The 17,006-nt window shown below is 47.8% G+C and carries 14 protein-coding genes; all 14 read left to right on the forward strand.

What is annotated here, in order from left to right:
- Window positions 1-4: 4 nt before the first annotated feature.
- The 14 genes from G625_RS20310 (at window position 5) to lon (ending at window position 16,951) form a co-directional block, all read left to right on the forward strand.
- Window positions 5-424: a DUF2752 domain-containing protein gene (locus G625_RS20310; RefSeq protein ID WP_044933079.1), complete on the forward strand. Its 420-nt coding sequence runs from the start codon at window positions 5-7 to the stop codon at window positions 422-424.
- An 18-nt stretch (window positions 425-442) separates the two neighbouring features.
- A complete protein-coding gene (locus G625_RS22580; protein ID WP_049895938.1) occupies window positions 443-2,020 on the forward strand; it encodes a DUF4234 domain-containing protein in 1,578 nt (525 codons plus the stop codon).
- A gap of 115 nt (window positions 2,021-2,135) precedes the next feature.
- Window positions 2,136-3,314 (forward strand): phosphorylase family protein, encoded by a 1,179-nt coding sequence (locus G625_RS0115080; RefSeq protein ID WP_029201756.1) that lies wholly within the window; start codon window positions 2,136-2,138, stop codon window positions 3,312-3,314.
- A complete protein-coding gene (locus tag G625_RS0115085; RefSeq protein ID WP_029201757.1) occupies window positions 3,299-4,477 on the forward strand; it encodes an SPL family radical SAM protein in 1,179 nt (392 codons plus the stop codon). The genes G625_RS0115080 and G625_RS0115085 overlap by 16 nt, the downstream gene beginning before the upstream one ends.
- Before the next feature lie 113 nt (window positions 4,478-4,590).
- A complete protein-coding gene (locus tag G625_RS0115095; protein WP_029201758.1) occupies window positions 4,591-5,394 on the forward strand; it encodes an SDR family oxidoreductase in 804 nt (267 codons plus the stop codon).
- Window positions 5,395-5,396: 2 nt separating this feature from the next.
- The gene (locus G625_RS0115100) at window positions 5,397-6,350 is read left to right on the forward strand and encodes a ketopantoate reductase family protein (RefSeq protein ID WP_029201759.1); all 954 of its coding nucleotides are present in this window, start codon (window positions 5,397-5,399) and stop codon (window positions 6,348-6,350) included.
- A 537-nt stretch (window positions 6,351-6,887) separates the two neighbouring features.
- Window positions 6,888-8,039: an NRAMP family divalent metal transporter gene (locus tag G625_RS20320; protein WP_044933157.1), complete on the forward strand. Its 1,152-nt coding sequence runs from the start codon at window positions 6,888-6,890 to the stop codon at window positions 8,037-8,039.
- A gap of 89 nt (window positions 8,040-8,128) precedes the next feature.
- Window positions 8,129-8,857 carry a 5-oxoprolinase subunit PxpB gene (gene pxpB, locus G625_RS0115110; RefSeq protein WP_029201760.1) on the forward strand — a complete coding sequence of 243 codons (729 nt, stop codon included), beginning with the start codon at window positions 8,129-8,131 and terminating at the stop codon, window positions 8,855-8,857.
- Complete coding sequence (locus tag G625_RS0115115) at window positions 8,858-9,868, forward strand: biotin-dependent carboxyltransferase family protein (protein WP_029201761.1); 1,011 nt, start codon at window positions 8,858-8,860, stop codon at window positions 9,866-9,868.
- Window positions 9,869-9,980: 112 nt separating this feature from the next.
- On the forward strand, window positions 9,981-10,475 hold the full coding sequence (gene accB, locus G625_RS0115125) for an acetyl-CoA carboxylase biotin carboxyl carrier protein (protein ID WP_084152930.1): 495 nt from the start codon (window positions 9,981-9,983) through the stop codon (window positions 10,473-10,475).
- Between the two features lie 79 nt (window positions 10,476-10,554).
- Complete coding sequence (accC, locus tag G625_RS0115130; RefSeq protein ID WP_029201763.1) at window positions 10,555-11,904, forward strand: acetyl-CoA carboxylase biotin carboxylase subunit; 1,350 nt, start codon at window positions 10,555-10,557, stop codon at window positions 11,902-11,904.
- Between the two features lies 1 nt (window position 11,905).
- Window positions 11,906-12,670, forward strand: a complete 765-nt coding sequence (locus G625_RS0115135) for a LamB/YcsF family protein (RefSeq protein ID WP_029201764.1) — start codon at window positions 11,906-11,908, stop codon at window positions 12,668-12,670.
- A 381-nt stretch (window positions 12,671-13,051) separates the two neighbouring features.
- Window positions 13,052-14,125 carry a hypothetical protein gene (locus G625_RS0115145; protein WP_029201765.1) on the forward strand — a complete coding sequence of 358 codons (1,074 nt, stop codon included), beginning with the start codon at window positions 13,052-13,054 and terminating at the stop codon, window positions 14,123-14,125.
- Between the two features lie 489 nt (window positions 14,126-14,614).
- On the forward strand, window positions 14,615-16,951 hold the full coding sequence (gene lon / locus G625_RS0115150; RefSeq protein ID WP_029201766.1) for an endopeptidase La: 2,337 nt from the start codon (window positions 14,615-14,617) through the stop codon (window positions 16,949-16,951).
- Window positions 16,952-17,006 lie beyond the last annotated feature (55 nt).

Genomic DNA, 17,006 nt, shown 5'->3' on the forward strand with positions numbered 1-17,006 from the left:
TGCTTTGAGGAATTGGAAGTCGGACATTGAAGCTTTCTGCATCATTGCGGGATTTTATCTTTTTTTGCAAATGGTGCTGGGAATCGGCTGCCCTGTTAAATTTCTTACGGGGGTTTCCGATGCGGGCTGCGGTATGAGCAGAGCCTGGTTAAGCGTGCTGCATCTGGATTTCGCCGGGGCGTTTTACTATCATCCCCTGTGGATGCTTCCGGCGCCTGCGGCGTTTGTGATCCTTTTCAAAAAAAGGATTCCGGACAAGACATACAGGCTTCTGGTGATCTGTTTCGTGGCGGCATTTCTCATGGTTTACGGTTACAGGATGTTCTTCATGCCGGATCAGGATATAGTCGTTTTCAGACCCTGGGAAGGCTTTATATGGAGGAGCATCGAAACAATAGCTATAGTCATAAAAAGTTTTTTATGATGCATTGGGGGGGTAAATATGATTTGTAAAAAATGTGGATCACAGATAGAGGATGGTTTTAAATTCTGTCCGAATTGCGGAAATCCTATGGAGGAGTTTGCTGCGGCAGCTGGTGCGGAGGTTAATGCTTCTGCCGAAACAACAGCCGCGGAGACTTCGTCAGTCATTTCGGATGATGCTAATGTTTCTGCTGAAACAGCAGGCACAGTAACTGAGGAAGGTGCTGCGGAAAATCATAATGTCAATACCGCACAGCAGGCTCAGGAAAATGTAAATCAGACTCAGGGAACAGTTAATGCTTCTTCTGACCAGGGCGGTTTTACTCAGGGAGCCTTCAATGGTACACAGGATCAGGGAAGCTTTAGCGCCCATCCAAACCAGACCGGCTTCACCGGTGCTCCGAACCAGGGAAGCTTTAACGCAAATTCCAACCAGGCCGGCTTCACCGGTGCGCCTTATATGAACGCACCGGCGCCTAAGTCAGGAATAAGCACAATCGGTCAGGTTTTCACCATTGTTGCACTTGTGCTCATGTTCTTCCAGTGCTTCCGTGTTATCGGCAGTTTCTTTGGGATTCTTGCCTGCATTGTGGATGAAGGTTTAATCGGACTTATATATGGACTGATGAGCTTCCTTGTTAATGTCATCAAGCTCGGTGGTCTTGCGCTTTCCGCAGTAACTACCTATCTCATCTGGAAAAAGTGGGATGACAGTAAGGCTGAGCCTCTTATGGCAGGTGTTTTGACCGGCGGTGTACTTATCCTTGCAACAGTTGTGCTTAGAGCGATCTTTACTTCACTTATCAACTTTGCCGTTGGTTATGATTTTGGAAGCCTCTTCTCAGGAGCATTCCTCAGTGTGATTTTCTCCGCTGCCATGATGGCTCTCGTTTACATGAAGATCACTGAAAAGCAGATCGATCCCATGGCCGGTCTCAAGAGTAATTTCGGAAATGGCATCAAGGAAGATCTGAAGACCGTAGGCGAGATGGCTGTTCAGGCAAAAAATGAGTTCCAGGCCGGAAAGAACACCGCTCAGTACACCGGTGCAAATGCTCCCACCGGAAACAACATGAACCAGCAGTACGCCGGTGCGAATGCTCCTGCCGGAAACAGCGTGAATCAGCAGTACACCGGTGCAAACGGAAACATTAATCCGAATGGTCAGCCTTACGGTGGTCCGGTAGGTCCTCTTTCAACGGACAGAAGCATCGTGGCTTACATTCTTCTCGGACTCATTACCTGCGGAATTTATGATCTTTACATGATTCACCTTATGATTCAGGATGTGAATGTTACCTGCGCGGGTGACGGAAAGGTGACAAAGGGTATCCTTGAGTATATTCTTTTTGGTATCCTTACCTGCGGAATCTATGATTATGTATGGCTGTATAACTTTGCCAACCGTATCCAGAGCAATGCTCCGCGTTACGGCATGAGGTTTGAGGAGGGCGGTACTACAATCCTTCTCTGGTGGATTCTTGGAGCATGGCTTTGCGGCGTTGGTCCGTTCTATGCGATGTACCTTATCATCAAGAATACCAATGCGCTTAATGCAGCTTACAACAACATGATTGCTCAGCAGAACCAGGGCTGATCTTCTTAATGATTTAAATTCGCTTCCCCTCCCATTTGGACTAAACGTTTGGATGGGAGGGGTTTGTGCTACAATGCGAAGAGATGACAGATGGAATGTTTTACGGGTGGTTTGAATGGTATTTGTTTTTATGGCGTTGTATCCGGAGGCTAAGCCGGTGATCAAGAGGCTGGGGCTCAGGAAGAGGACTGACAGGACGAGGTTTCAGGAGTTTGTTTCGGAGGATCCGGAAATTGTTCTTGCGATTACCGGTGTGGGGCCGGTTGCGGCTGCGGCTGCGGTGGCGGCGGTTCTGACGGAATATGGTGCGGGACAGGGCGATCAGCTTCTGTCCGTTGGTACGGCAGCTGCGCTTCGTGGAGAACATGGATCAGTTGGTACGGTGGCACTTCGTGGAGAACACGGAGCGGTTGGTACGGCGGCGCTTTATGGAGAACATGGATCAGTTGAAACGATGGAATCGTTATGTGGTGAAAAATCTTCATCGATAATTCTGACAGAATCGGGTCATGATTTCGGAATTTTTCTTTTGAACAAGCTTTTGGATCAGAATTCGGACAGGACTTTTTATCCGGATATGTTGATCAAATCTGACCTGATGGAGGCTTCGTGCATCACCGGAAGCATGGTGTTATCTCAGAGGGCGGCGGCTTTTATGGCTGTGGCCGCAGAGGGGTATGACCTCTATGATATGGAGTCTGCAGCGGTTTATCAGGCGGGGAATTTATTTCTCGGACCTCATCAGATGAGTTTTATAAGGGTTGTATCTGACAGAGGAACTGAGGCTGAAGACAGGAAGAAAGTTGTTTCTGATGAAGGAATAGAGACTGAGGACCGGGGGCAAGTTGTGTCTAATGGCGGTATTAAGACCGGAAATCAAGTACGGGTTGTGTCAGATGTGGACACTGAAACTGAGGTTAAGATGGTTATGCCGAAAGCTGAAGTTTCTTATGTATCTGAAATGGCTGCAAGGGTTAATGCTGTTATCAACAGTCATGTGGAGGAGATTTCGGGTTATGTGGAAAAACTGTTGGCCTTGTCTGAAAAAGAAAAGAGCCGGGACGGAATTTCCGACAAAAGCAGCGAAGCACTTGTGGATAAGATCATTGAGGACGGACATTTTTCCAAGGTGATGCAGGATCAGCTGAAGCAATATGTGAAGTATGCGGTTCTCAGCGGCATTGATTGGGAAAATGCTGTGCGAGAACTATATAGTGATGGAGTGCTTCCTACGATAGATAAGCGTGGTGGTAAGAAGGTACTAGATAGGATAAAACAATGCATTATGAACTGAACAGACCTTTTTCACATATTTATGTGGAGGAAAAGGTATTTCTGGATAAGGAGTATCGGAAAAAAGCGGAGGAGATAATCTCGCATTTTCCGGAGACGGTTGTGGTCCGGATAGGGCATTATAAGGATGTGTTTAACAGGCACAGGCAGAATTATGTCAGGCAGCATGAGGCGCAGGCGCTGATCCTTGCGGTGAAGCAGGGGACGCTGGTGTATCCTGGGGCTAAGGTTTGCCAGAGCATGGGGAATGAGCATTTTTACTATACTTCCTGTATGATGAACTGCCTTTTTGACTGCGAATACTGTTATCTTAAGGGCATGTATCCTTCCGGAAATATGGTGATCTTTCTGAATATCCGGGACATTTTTTCGGAGGTGGAAGCACTTCTTAAGGAGCATCCGGTTTATCTCTGCGTGTCCTATGATTCGGACCTGATGGCTATTGAAAGGCTTACTGGTTATGTGAGTGAGTGGATAAATTTTACGAACCGGCATCCGGGGCTTACCATCGAAATCAGGACGAAAGCGGGAAATATTGACTTTGACAGCTTGGTCAAGTCTAATGATGCGGAGGCTATAAACGGTAGCAAAATGGATGATAAAGCTGATGCGGATGTCGGGCATACTGCTGGAACGATGTCTTTCTCTGATGCGGTATTGATGGGGGATTGTGGAGAGTGTGACAAGGCGATTCACGGGGCGGCAATTGTGAGCCCCCGGAATATATTTGCATTTACTCTTTCGCCTGACTATGTGGTGAGGCATTATGAGCATAAAACAGGGAGTCCGGAGGGGCGGATCAGGAGTGTGAAAAAGGCGCTGGAGCTTGGTTTCACGGTACGGCTTTGCTTTGACCCCATGATCTTCTGTCCGGACTGGCGAAATGAATACGGAAGTATGATGGATAAGGTATTTGCTGAAATTCCTGTGGAAAAGATATTTGATTTCAGTGTGGGAAGCTTCAGACTTTCGGAAGAGTATCTCAAGAATATGCGGCGCAATATGCCGGACAGTGCCGTGGTGCAATACCCTTATGAGAACGATCATGGAGTGTACCACTATAGTCAGAAGCTTACGGATGAAATGGAAACCTGGATGGTGGATAGGCTCAGGAAGAAGCTTCCTGAGGGAAAGATCTTCAGATGGAGTTCGGTCAATGAATAGGGATTCTGTGCTTTTGGGCTTTGATATGAAATTATATACGGAATTGATTTTGACCGGTGATTTGGTTTGGAGAAAAATGACGGTGAAAGGTATACACTATGAGCTGTGATGTTATGGAAAAGAAAATTGCAATAGTGACCGGAGCGTCCTCCGGGATAGGAAAGGCGATATCTGAACGCCTTGTCAGGATGGGTTATGAGGTGTATGGCATTGGACGGAATTTCGGATTGTTTCCCAAGGAAAATGCGGCAGGTGGCGTTTCGGACGATTCTAAAGTGAATTCGGTTGACGGGAGATGCCGCGGAGAAGACATTGGCTCCGAATTATGTGGTTACGGGTGTTTTCATCCTATAGTGTGTGATCTCAGAGATACGGGGAGGCTGCTGGATATCCTTAGGAATATCATGAAGGAGGCGGACGGGAAGCTTTCGCTTTTGGTGAACAATGCCGGAGCTGCTTATTACGGACTTCATGAGGAACTGAATCCCGATAAGATCAGTGAAATGGTCAGGGTCAATCTGGAGGTTCCAATGATCCTGACGCAGCAGCTGCTCCGCACTCTTAAGGAGAATAAGGGTAATGTCATCAATATTTCCTCTGTCACTGCCATTTCAAGCAATCCCCACGGAGTTGCCTACGGTGCCACAAAGGCGGGACTCATGAATTTCAGCAGAAGCCTTTTTGATGAAGCGAGAAAATACGGCATCGGGGTGACTGCCATACTTCCGGATATGACGGATACGGCGCTTTACAGGAATGCGGACTTTGAAGCAGATGAACATCCTGAGGCACATCTTGAGCCGGAGGATGTGGCGGACGCGGTGGAATATGCACTTTCGGTCCGGGAGGGGACATGCGTCCCGGAGATAGTATTGAGACCTCAGCTTCACAGGATAAAGAAGAAAAAGGAGACGTGAAAATGGAAAATTGCAGGATCATAGTAGCAGGCATCGGAGCTGTGGGCGGACAGATCGCAGCCATGCTGGGAAGAAAATATGAAGATAGCATCACATTGATCGCAAGAGGGAAGCATGCTGAGGCCCTCAGGGAAAAAGGCCTGATATTTAAGAGCGAGTTTTACGGCGACAGCATTATGCATCCTGCGGCAGTGGTGGAACGTGGAGATGAGCTACCGGTGCAGGATTTTGTTTTTATATGCTGCAAGAACTATTCCATAGATCAGATCTGTGAGCAGGTACGTCCCTGCATCGGACCGAACACCATTGTTATGCCGGTGATGAACGGAGTTGAGCCCGGGGACAGGATCAGAGAGAAATTCCCGGACGCCATATGCATTGACTCCCTTATCTATACCATAACTTCAAAGGAGCCGGACTATTCCGTGAAGCAGTCCGGAAAGTATACTCATATCTTTATCGGTTCAAAACCCAGGGATGAGCGCCACATTGAGGCCTCCAAAAAGGTTTATGAGCTTTTCAAAAGTGTGGGCTTTGATGCGAGATATACTGACGATATCATGTCAGAGGTATGGCAGAAGTTTATCCTTAATTGCGGTTTTAATGTCATGACCTCCAGGTATCAGACCACCTCGGGGAAAATCCGTGAAAATGAGGTGTGGTGCAACGATCTTGCGGAACTCATGAAAGAAGCCGAAGCGGTTGGCCGTGCTGAAGGTGTAAACATCCCCGAAGGCACAGCAAAGGTGAAGTATGACTACTGTATGGAGAAACAGCCCTACGATGCTACCTCTTCAATGAGAAGAGACGTAGACGCCAAAAGACCCACAGAGCTCGATGCCTTTCTGGGCGCTGTTATCCGAAAAGCCGACAAACTTGGCATCGATGTGCCCTACGCAAGAAAATACCACAGAGAGCTTTCGGAAATCATAAATTCATACGGCGGAAACATTTGAGATTAAAAGGTTCCGGTCTGTGATGGTTCGTCACAGACCGGATATTTTTTTGATAAAAAATAGGAAAAACCTATGCTGCGCATAGCCAAAACATTATGAATATATCAGACACATTTAGATATGTCTTATATTCCCACGGTTTATGAAAATAAAATATTTCTTAAAATAATCTGCGAAAACCCTTGATTTTATGTTTGGATGCCATTATCATATAACCATAATTTAAAGCGTTTTGCAGATACATAACTTTTTAAGACCAAAAACAGTCTCAAAAATCTAACACTGTGTCCCTAATCATGTCTTTAAATGCTAACTGAAGCAGTGCCGGATGACCCGGGATGCAGGGGGCAGAAGCTTAAAGGTTATAGAATCTACAGAACCAATCATAAAAATGACGGAGGGGGACTTAATATGAACGACAACAAAAACGTTTCCATGGCTGCAGCTGCTGAGCTCGACGCAGATTCAAAGGCATTTGCAGGCGCAGATGGTAAGGTAAAGAAGAGCAGCGGAGCACTTTTCGGTGCAGCATTCCTGATGGCCACCAGTGCTATCGGACCGGGATTCCTGACACAGACTTCATCCTTTACAGGACAGCATCAGGCAAGCTTCGGATTCGTTATCCTGGCATCGGTTGTACTTGCGGCTATCGCACAGCTCAACATCTGGCGCGTGCTTTGCGCAACCGGCTTAAGAGGACAGGATATCGCCAATAAGGTTCTTCCGGGTCTCGGATATTTCTTGTCAGGACTTATCGTTCTGGGCGGTCTGGTTTTCAACATCGGTAATGTCGGCGGCGGAGCACTTGGATTCAACACACTTCTCGGAATTCCCACAACAGTGGGCTACGTACTGACAGGTGCCATCGCCATCGGAGTATTCCTTTCCAAGAATGCCAAGGGTGTTATGGATACACTGGTTAAGATCCTGGGCGGCGTTATGATCGCAGTTATCTTCATCGTCATCCTGATCGTAAAGCCACCTGTAGGTGATGCGGTTGTCAATACTTTCGCACCTTCAACAGGCTACGCACCGCTTTTCACTGCGATCCTTACACTTCTCGGCGGAACAGTAGGCGGATATATCACCTTCTCAGGTGCACACAGACTTATCGATGCAGGCATGACAGGTAAGGACAAGCTTTCAGAGGTTACAAAGAGCTCAGTTACAGGTATCCTTATCGCAGCACTTGTAAGAGTATTACTTTTCCTTGCAGTACTTGGTGTAGTAGTAAACGGAGCAACTCTTGACAGCGGTAACCCTGCGGCAGATGCATTCCGCCAGGGAGCAGGTCAGTTAGGATATCGTTTCGCGGGACTGGTTCTTCTCTGTGCAGCGGTTACATCGGTTATCGGTGCAGCTTATACATCAGTATCTTTCCTTAAGACCTTCAACAAGGGAATTTCAGATCACGAGAATTTATGGGTTATCGGATTCATCACAGTTTCAACACTGGTAATGCTCATCTCCGGTTCACCGGCGGCTCTCCTTATCATAGCAGGTGCCGTTAACGGACTTATTCTTCCTATATCTCTCGGAATCTCACTTGTAGCTTCACAGAAGAAGTCCATCATGGGCGCTGATTACAAGCATCCTAAGGTTCTCCTGGTTCTCGGAGTACTGGTAGTTATCATTTCGGCTTATGTAGGTATCACAGCACTCGGAAACTTCAGCAAGCTGTTTGCATGATCATTTAATTATTAAAAGTGTTTAAGAGTAAACGCTCATGTGGCTTACCCACATGAGCATTACTTATATTATTAGGTATAGGAGCATTTATGCAGAACATCAAAATAGTGCCGGAGGGAGATGCCTCGCTGCTTATACAGTTCGAGCAGGTCATAAGTCCGGAGGTCAATCAGAAAATCGCTGCGGCTGCAAAGCTCATCAGGGCACAGCAGATTTCCGGTATCATTGACATGATACCCACCTACTGTTCTCTTCTTATCAATTACAATCCTCTGGTAATAAGCTATGAGGCTCTCTTTAAGAGAGTGGAGTCCATAGTTCGTATGGAATCCCGCTCGGAGGCAGGGAAAAAGAAGGTCTGGGAAATCCCGGTGGTTTACGGCGGGACCTATGGCCCTGACCTAGGTGCCATTGCGGAGCATGCGGGAATAAGTGAGGAGGAAGTCATTAAGATCCACAGCAGTAAGGATTACCTTATATATATGTTGGGATTTTTGCCAGGTTTTACCTATCTGGGAGGTCTGGATGAAAAGATACATACACCGAGACTTGCGTCACCGAGAGTCAGGATACCGGCCGGCTCTGTAGGCATCGGCGGATCCCAGACGGGAATTTATCCTATGGACTCTCCCGGAGGATGGCGGCTCATGGGTATGACACCTGTGAAGACCTACGATCCGGACAGAGAAACACCGATTCTGGTGGAAGCCGGCGATTACATAAGATTTGTGCCTGTAACGGAAGAAAAGTACCTTGAGATCAAAGCGGCCGTGGAGGCAGGTACCTACGAAGTCACAGTGCATGAAGGGGAGGACTAAATGGGATTCAGAGTTTTAAAGGGAGGACTGCTTACCACGGTTCAGGACTTCGGAAGATATGGATACCAGAGCCAGGGCTTCAATGTAAGCGGCGTTATGGATCCGCGTTCCTTTAGGATCGCAAATCTTCTTTTGGACAATCCTGAAAATGAGGCAGTTCTCGAATGTACACTTATCGGTCCGACCCTGGAGTTTACGTCAGACCAGATCATAGCAATCACAGGCGGAGATTTCCGTCCTGAGCTTAATGATGACCCCGTGCCCATGTACACCGCCATCTATGTTAAGAAGGGCGATGTGCTGAAGGTGGGTTCCGCAAGAACCGGAAGAACCTGCTATATAGCGTTTTCAAATTACCTTCAGGTTCCCGTGGTCATGGGTTCCAGAAGTACGAATCTAAAGTGCGGTATCGGTGGTTTCAAGGGAAGAAAGTTAAGGGACGGAGACTACATTTCCACCAGAATCAAGAGAAGAAAGTATCTCCCGTATTTCCTTTCGAGAACACTGCCGCTTCATGAGTTTGATGATAATGCTGTCACCGTGAGGGTTGTGATGGGACCCCAGGCGGAGGCATTCTCGGCGAAGGGACTGGACACTTTTTTGAACAGCGAATTCACCATTTCAAGTAATTTTGACAGAATGGGCGTGAGACTGGACGGACCTTTTGTGGAAAGCAAGGCGGGCTCAGACATTATCTCTGACGGTATAGCTCTCGGAGCCATCCAGGTTCCGGCTCACGGAAAGCCTATCATACTGCTGGCGGATCACCAGACTGCCGGGGGGTATGCGAAGATCGGAACCGTTGCAACCGTGGATCTTCCGAAGGTGGCGCAGAGACGTATAGATGACAAGATAAGGTTTCAGCAGATATCGGTTGAGGAGGCCCAGCATCTTCTGAAGGTGCAGGAGCATGAGTATCAGGAGTTCAGAAACCGCATCCATAAGCCTTGCAAGGAGGTTCTGGAGGTGAGGCTCACTGCCAAGAGACTGGAGAGGCTGTTTGAAGAGTGAGATTCCGGAATTATATGTTCGATCCGGCACGGCTGAGAGATTTTGCGCCGGCGGAGAGTATTGTGATCAGACAGGAATCAGTAGATAGTGGAACGAATGGAAGGGGATACCTATGATTGATTTAGAGAAGATAGAAGGACTGGTAAAGATACTGGAGGGCTCAACTCTCGATACCATTTCCATAAAGGACGGGGATTTCAAGATCTCCATGAGTAAGACAGGAATCAAAGACTGCGGCGCTGCACAGCCGATGCTGTATCAGGGCGCAGTGGGAACACCGGTTGTGGTTTCCGGTAATGCAGCAGGCAGCTCGGCATTTTCGGCAGGAGGGCAGACTGCAGCTCTCGGAGCAGTGGATGATGAGACGGAGGTAAACATTACCTCTCCTATAGTAGGAACCTTTTACTCCGCAGCAGGCCCGGAGATTCCGGCCTATGTTAAGGTTGGAGACAAGGTTAAAGCGGGAGAGACCGTCTGCATAGTTGAAGCCATGAAGATGATGAATGAGATCACCGCAGACTATGACTGCGAGATCGAGGCAGTGCTGGTTTCCAATGAGCAGAAGGTTGAGTACGGACAGCCGCTTTTCAGAGTTAAGAAGATCTGATCCGGCGGTGGTCCGGAGGACAGTCGATACTTTCATCACTGTTTGTGCCGCCCGAAAAGGTGGCGGAATGGAGATATAGATGTTTAAAAGAGTTTTGATCGCGAACCGCGGCGAGATAGCCGTGCGGGTCATCAGAGCGCTCCGGGACATGGGCATTGCTTCTGTTGCGGTGTACTCAAAGGAAGATAAAAATGCGCTTCATGTGCGTCTGGCGGATATGAGGGTGTGTATCGGTGAGGGACCTGCAAGGGATTCCTATTTGAACATTGACGCCATCATTTCTGCCGCGATAAACACGGAGTGCGAGGCGATTCATCCGGGTTACGGTTTTCTGTCCGAGAACAGCGAGTTTGCCCGGAAGTGTGCGGAAAACAACATTGTATTTATCGGGCCTGATGCAGACATCATCGACAAAATGGGCAACAAATCCGCTGCCAGAAAGATGATGATGGCGGCAGGGGTGCCGGTGGTGCCGGGAACAAAGGAACCGGTTTTTGATGCGGCACTTGCCATGAAGGAAGCGGAGAAGATAGGCTTTCCGGTGATGATAAAGGCAAGCTCCGGCGGCGGTGGAAGAGGCATGCGTGAATGCTTCACGCCTGAGGATTTCGAGGATGCCTTCAATACTGCCCAACGTGAGTCCGCCAATGCCTTCGGTGATGACACCATGTATATCGAGAAGCTGGTGGTTCATCCGCGTCACGTTGAGGTCCAGCTAATTGGGGATAAGTTCGGTAATGTTGTGACCCTGGGGGAACGTGACTGTTCGGTGCAGCGTAATCACCAGAAGCTTATAGAGGAGTCGCCGTCGCCTGCCATCAGCGATGAGACCAGGGAACGGATGTACCGGGATGCGGCGCTGGCGGCAAAGACCGTTTCATATAACAGCGCAGGTACCATTGAGTTCATCGTGGATCAGAGCGGGGAGTACTATTTCATGGAAATGAATACCCGTATCCAGGTAGAGCACGGGGTTACGGAAATGGAAACCGGAACGGATCTTCTGGTGGAGCAGATAAGAGTAGCAGCCGGGGAGAAGCTTAGCTTCAGTCAGGAGGACATCGTGCTCAAGGGTCATACCATAGAGTGCCGTGTCAATGCCGAGATCCCCGAGAAGCATTTCATGCCGAGCCCCGGAAAGATCACGAATCTGCTGCTTCCCGGAGGAAACGGTGTCAGAGTGGATAGCGCTGTCTATACAGGCTATACCATACCTTCGGAATACGACTCCATGATCGCAAAGATCATAGTTCATGCTCCCGACAGAGCTTCTGCTATAATGAAGATGAAGGCGGCTCTTGATGAGACCCTCATCATGGGGGTTGATACAAATCTTGATTTCCAGTACAAGATCATGAACAATCCCACCTTCTGTGAAGGAAAGGCAGATACAGGGTTCATCGAGCTGTTTGTGAAGGGAGGTAGATGAGATGCGGGTAGATTTAAACAGTGATTTAGGAGAGAGCTTCGGGCGCTATACATTGGGGATGGACAGCGAGATAATCCCGCTTATAACAAGTGCCAATGTTGCCTGCGGATTTCATGCTTCGGATCCTACGGTTATGCATAAAACTATAGAGGCGGCAAAGGCTGCCGGTATCAGGGTGGGAGCACATCCAGGATACCCTGACCTCATGGGCTTCGGGCGCCGCAACATGGTGGTTTCCGATGATGAAGCTTATGATTACACTCTTTACCAGATAGGCGCTCTGGATGCTTTTCTGAAGGCACAGGGGATGAAGCTTCAGCATGTAAAGCCCCATGGTGCATTTTACAATATGGCAGCAAAGGACCCTGCAATGTCAGAGGCGATCTGTAAGGCCATAAAGGACTATGATCCGGAGCTTATAGTTATGGCCCTTCCTTCAGGAGAGCTCTGTAAGGCTGCAAAGGCCATGGGACTCCGAGCCGCGGCAGAGGTATTTGCCGACAGGGCTTATGAAGAGGACGGAACTCTCGTTAACCGTAAAAAGCCCGGGGCAATGATAACGGACGAGAACGAGGCATTAAACCGCGTGATCCGCATGGTGAAGGAGCAGAAGGTAACCGCCATAACCGGAAAGGACATAGATATTACGGTGGATTCCATCTGTGTACACGGAGACGGGGTGAAGGCTCTGGAATTTGTCCGGAAGCTCCGTGAAGGACTTACAAAGGATGGCATAGAGATAAAGCCTCTGGCAGAGTTCCTTTGATAATGATCCGGTTACCCAAAGAGGATTTCAAACTCCGGAATAAGCTGAAAGCATATAAAAATCCACGTTAGCCGGGAAGGCTTTGAAACCGGTGTAAATCAGCAAAATAATAGGAAATAAAACTCAGAACACCTGTCGGAAACAGTCTTCCGGCGGGTGTTAATTGTTTTTTTATAAGTACGAAAGAAGTTTTGCTGTTAAAAAGGATAAAGTTTTTTAATTTTCTGCCGATACAATATTTAGCGAAGAAAAATTGCGGATACCCAAAGGGATGTGGGCGGTAAGTAATCTTTGCAAAGGCTCTTAGGATGAGAGCGGATATAATTAAGGATGATTATGTTGTCTGCAAAGGATTGCAGCAGATTATAGGAGAAATCAAGGATGATTGATATATATTTACATGTGCACCCTATAACTTTCGAGGATTGTGGAGTTTTGGGTGGAAGAACTGCATTTGCGGAAGGTATCGAGATTCACAGCAAGAACGGCAAGCCTTCTTCGGATTTTATCGAGGATGTTCTCAGGGTTCTTGTCAGGAAGTCAAGACATGGGAAGCTGGTATATCCATTCAAAAGAATCGCAGTCTGCTTCATAGATTTTAACGGCGCCGTCAGCATCGCTTATACAGGCGATAATGATATAGAGAACAACACTTATTCTTATATATCCAATGACGGAAATACCGGCAAGGTTTTCTATTATTATGATATCGGTCAGATTTTCAGGCAGAGAAGCATACAGCTCTACGCAATCTTCCAGCAGCAGGAGGATGATACTTACAGAGTTGTAGGAAATAAGATTCATAATGAAAGATTTTATGTAGATGCTCCGGACAGGGAAGAGGCATTTGTTTCCCGTGAATTAAAGGGATTCAATGAAGGTTTTTCCGGCGGTAAGGATCCGTTCTTTTCCGGCACTTATAACAAGCCTTCATCAGGAGATTTCAATCCGGGCTTCGGACAGGTTTCAAGGGATAATGTTTCCGGCGAAACAAGGATGGGCACTCCGGTGATAGAGCCTGAGGGCGAAACCCTGGACGATGGTGGAGTTCAGGTAAATATCAAAGACCGTAGAGAGGTGTGCGGTTACATTTATGATGTACTGAGATGCCTTGATCTTCGCGGCTACTGCAGAACCAGAGTGGTTGAAGCTTCGGATTTCCGTAACTATATCAAGTACGATATGGGGCAGGATTTCTATATCGAGGCTTATGATAATTTAAATACTGATTCCCGGGAGTACTGGGTTGGCAGAGAATATACAAGAGACAAGATGCTCCTGGATTGTTTTTCACTCGATGATCCTGAAAAGGACGAGGTTATAGACGCGGACTGGAAGATCATGATCGATGACAGGCTTGCGGAGATTTTGTGCAATCTTACGGATAAGAATGAATATCTGCTTATCGACAATGATTATCGTCTCAGGATGTATGGCTTAAATCTTGTGAAGTAGTCAGTTTGAGAATTGTCTGAGGTGGGATGATAAAAAAATAAACCCTTCGGTTGGAGCCAGTAGTAACAGTCCGGCCGGGACTTGAGCAGATCAGACCCGGAGAGCAGCCATTTGAATACGAGTCACAACTCAGCTCAAAGTATTCAAATGGATGCTCTCCGGTTTTTTATTGCCATGGCAAGGCTGGACTTTTACAGTAAGTTATAATGTCGGAAAGCTGACAGGCATGACTACTGTTCCGGAGCTTGTAAAGGAGCTCGGTTTCTAAACTTTTTATGAACAAATGGCTGATGGATTGACACCGGTTTACGCCGGTGTTATTCTTTTCTAAATCATTAGCACTCGATTTAATCGATTGCTAACAGGACGATGTAAGCGCCTCACGTATGCCATACAAGGCTTGCCACCGATGAGAGACAGCTAAAGCTGCACGGCGGCAAGCAGGCAAGACACTGTGTGTGCTTCACATATTCCAGAAAGGTGTAATTTATGAAAGTATTGCCACTTTATAATGTACTGGTTTTACCGAATTCCAATATTTATTTTCAGACTCAGGCTTTCCGTGCCATTGCCGGTAACAATGTTTATCAGGGGGATGATGTCACACTCCTTATCATGAAGGAGCAGCAGACACGGGAAGAGATTACTGAGGACAGTTTTTATCCCATCGGTGTTGAAGGCAAGATCGAGGAGATCAGCGGAGAAGGTTATGTCATCATTAAAACCGGAAGACGTATCAATGTTGATGAAATTGCCATCAATGAGCAGCATGAGATCTTCGTCGAGACTTCGGTACGCGAGGATATAAAGGATTTGAACATTAACGAAGCAAGACAGAAGCTTTACGAGATAAAGGCGGATCTGAAGGAGCTTTTGTCCAGATTCCGCTGGGGCTCCATCATGGAGAATTATATCGATCAGTATACTTCCATAGAAGAGGCGGCTTCGGTCCTCAGCTCATGGATTTCCATCACAAATGAGGAACGCTATGCGGTTCTTGCCATGGATTCCGAAAAGGAAAGATTTGAAGCTCTGGAGAAGATCATCTATGAGTACGCGGAGGTGACAAAGGTTACCACGGATGCCCACACTGCCCAGCAGCAGGATTATCAGAAGCTTTACAAGGAGAATGCCCTTAAGAAGCAGATCGATTATCTCCAGAAGGAGCTGGATGAAATGCATCCGGAGCAGGTATCGGAGGTTCGCAAGTTTGAGCTTAAGATACAGGAATCCGAGATGAATGAGGAAGCCAGACGTGAGGCTACGAAGGTTCTCAACAGGCTGAAAAACGACGGCGAGCATTCCTCCGAGTCTGGAATGCTTTACGATTATCTTGATTTCGTTACGGGTCTCTCCTGGAAAAAGGAGCAGCCTGAGCTCATCGACCTTGATGAAGCCGAGAAGGTCCTCAGCGAAGAGCACTTCGGCATGAAGAAGGTAAAGGAAAGAATCATTCAGCAGATCGCGGTAATGAACCTTAAGAGAAAGCAGTCAGGTTCCATCATTGTGTTTGTGGGTGCGCCGGGTACAGGTAAGACTTCCATCGGAAAGTCCATTGCGAAGGCTCTCCACAGAAAGTATGTGAGGGTATCTCTCGGAGGCGTTAAGGATGAGGCCGACATCAGAGGCCACAGACGTACCTACATCGGCGCTATGCCGGGACGTATTATGGACGGTATCAGTAAGGCGGGAGTTTCAAATCCTGTAATGGTACTTGATGAGATTGATAAGCTTTCAAGCTCCTATAACGGTGATCCCGCAAGTGCACTTTTGGAGGTTCTGGATCCGGAGCAGAATAATACTTTCACGGATCACTACATGAATGTGCCTTACGATCTCAGTGATGTGCTTTTCATTTGTACAGCCAACACTCTGGATACCATTCCGGCACCGCTTCTCAATCGTATGGAGGTTATTCAGTTCCAGGGCTACACACCCCTTGAGAAATTCCAGATCGCGGAGAAGCACTTGCTCCCGAAAGCCCTGTCGGCAGTGGGGCTTCAGAAGGGAGATGTCAAGGTTACGGATGAGGCCATGGAGACCATCATTTCCGATTATACCCGTGAGGGCGGTGTCAGAGGTCTGAAGAAGAGGTTGGATACACTGTGCCGTATAGCTGCGGTGAAGTTTGTCAGGGAGAACGGGGTTCCGGAAGATAATGCTTCGGAAGAGGAGACTGTGGTTAAACCTGAAGGAGTCGAGCCGAAGATCATTGTAACGAAGGACGAACTGAGAGAATATCTCGACATGCACGCCCTGACCCACAACAAGGTAAAGGACGAGGCGAAGCCGGGAGTTGTCACAGGTCTTGCCTGGACCCAGGTGGGCGGCGAGATCCTCTACATCGAGACGCTGTTCACAAAGGGTGAAGGAAAGCTCAATGTTACGGGACAGCTTGGAGATGTGATGAAGGAGTCGGTTCAGATAGCATTGTCGGTGGTTAAGGCGAGATTCCCTGAGCTTGCTTCGAAGTTCAAGGATAACGATCTGCACATTCACGTGCCGGATGGCTCAACTCCGAAGGATGGACCTTCTGCGGGTATCACCATGACGACAGCCCTGGCATCTCTCGTTACCGGACATCCGGTTTCTCCACACATCGGCATGACCGGCGAGATTTCCCTTGAAGGTACAGTCAATGCCATCGGTGGACTTCCCGAGAAGCTCATGGCGGCAGAGCGTGCCGGGGTCACCAAGGTGTTTATCCCTAAGGATAATGTTGAAGACCTGAGGGACGTAGCGCCTGAGGTAAAGGACAAGCTGGAGATCGTTCCCGTGGAGTATGTTGAGGACGTGCTCAAGGCTGTTGGAATCATGACAGAATAATAAATCGACGAGATACAGGTGGCGATTGCTACCTGTATTTTTTCTTGAAAAAGCA

This window comes from Oribacterium sp. NK2B42 (genome assembly GCF_000424445.1).
In the GTDB taxonomy this organism is placed as follows: Bacteria; Bacillota; Clostridia; order Lachnospirales; family Lachnospiraceae; genus Oribacterium.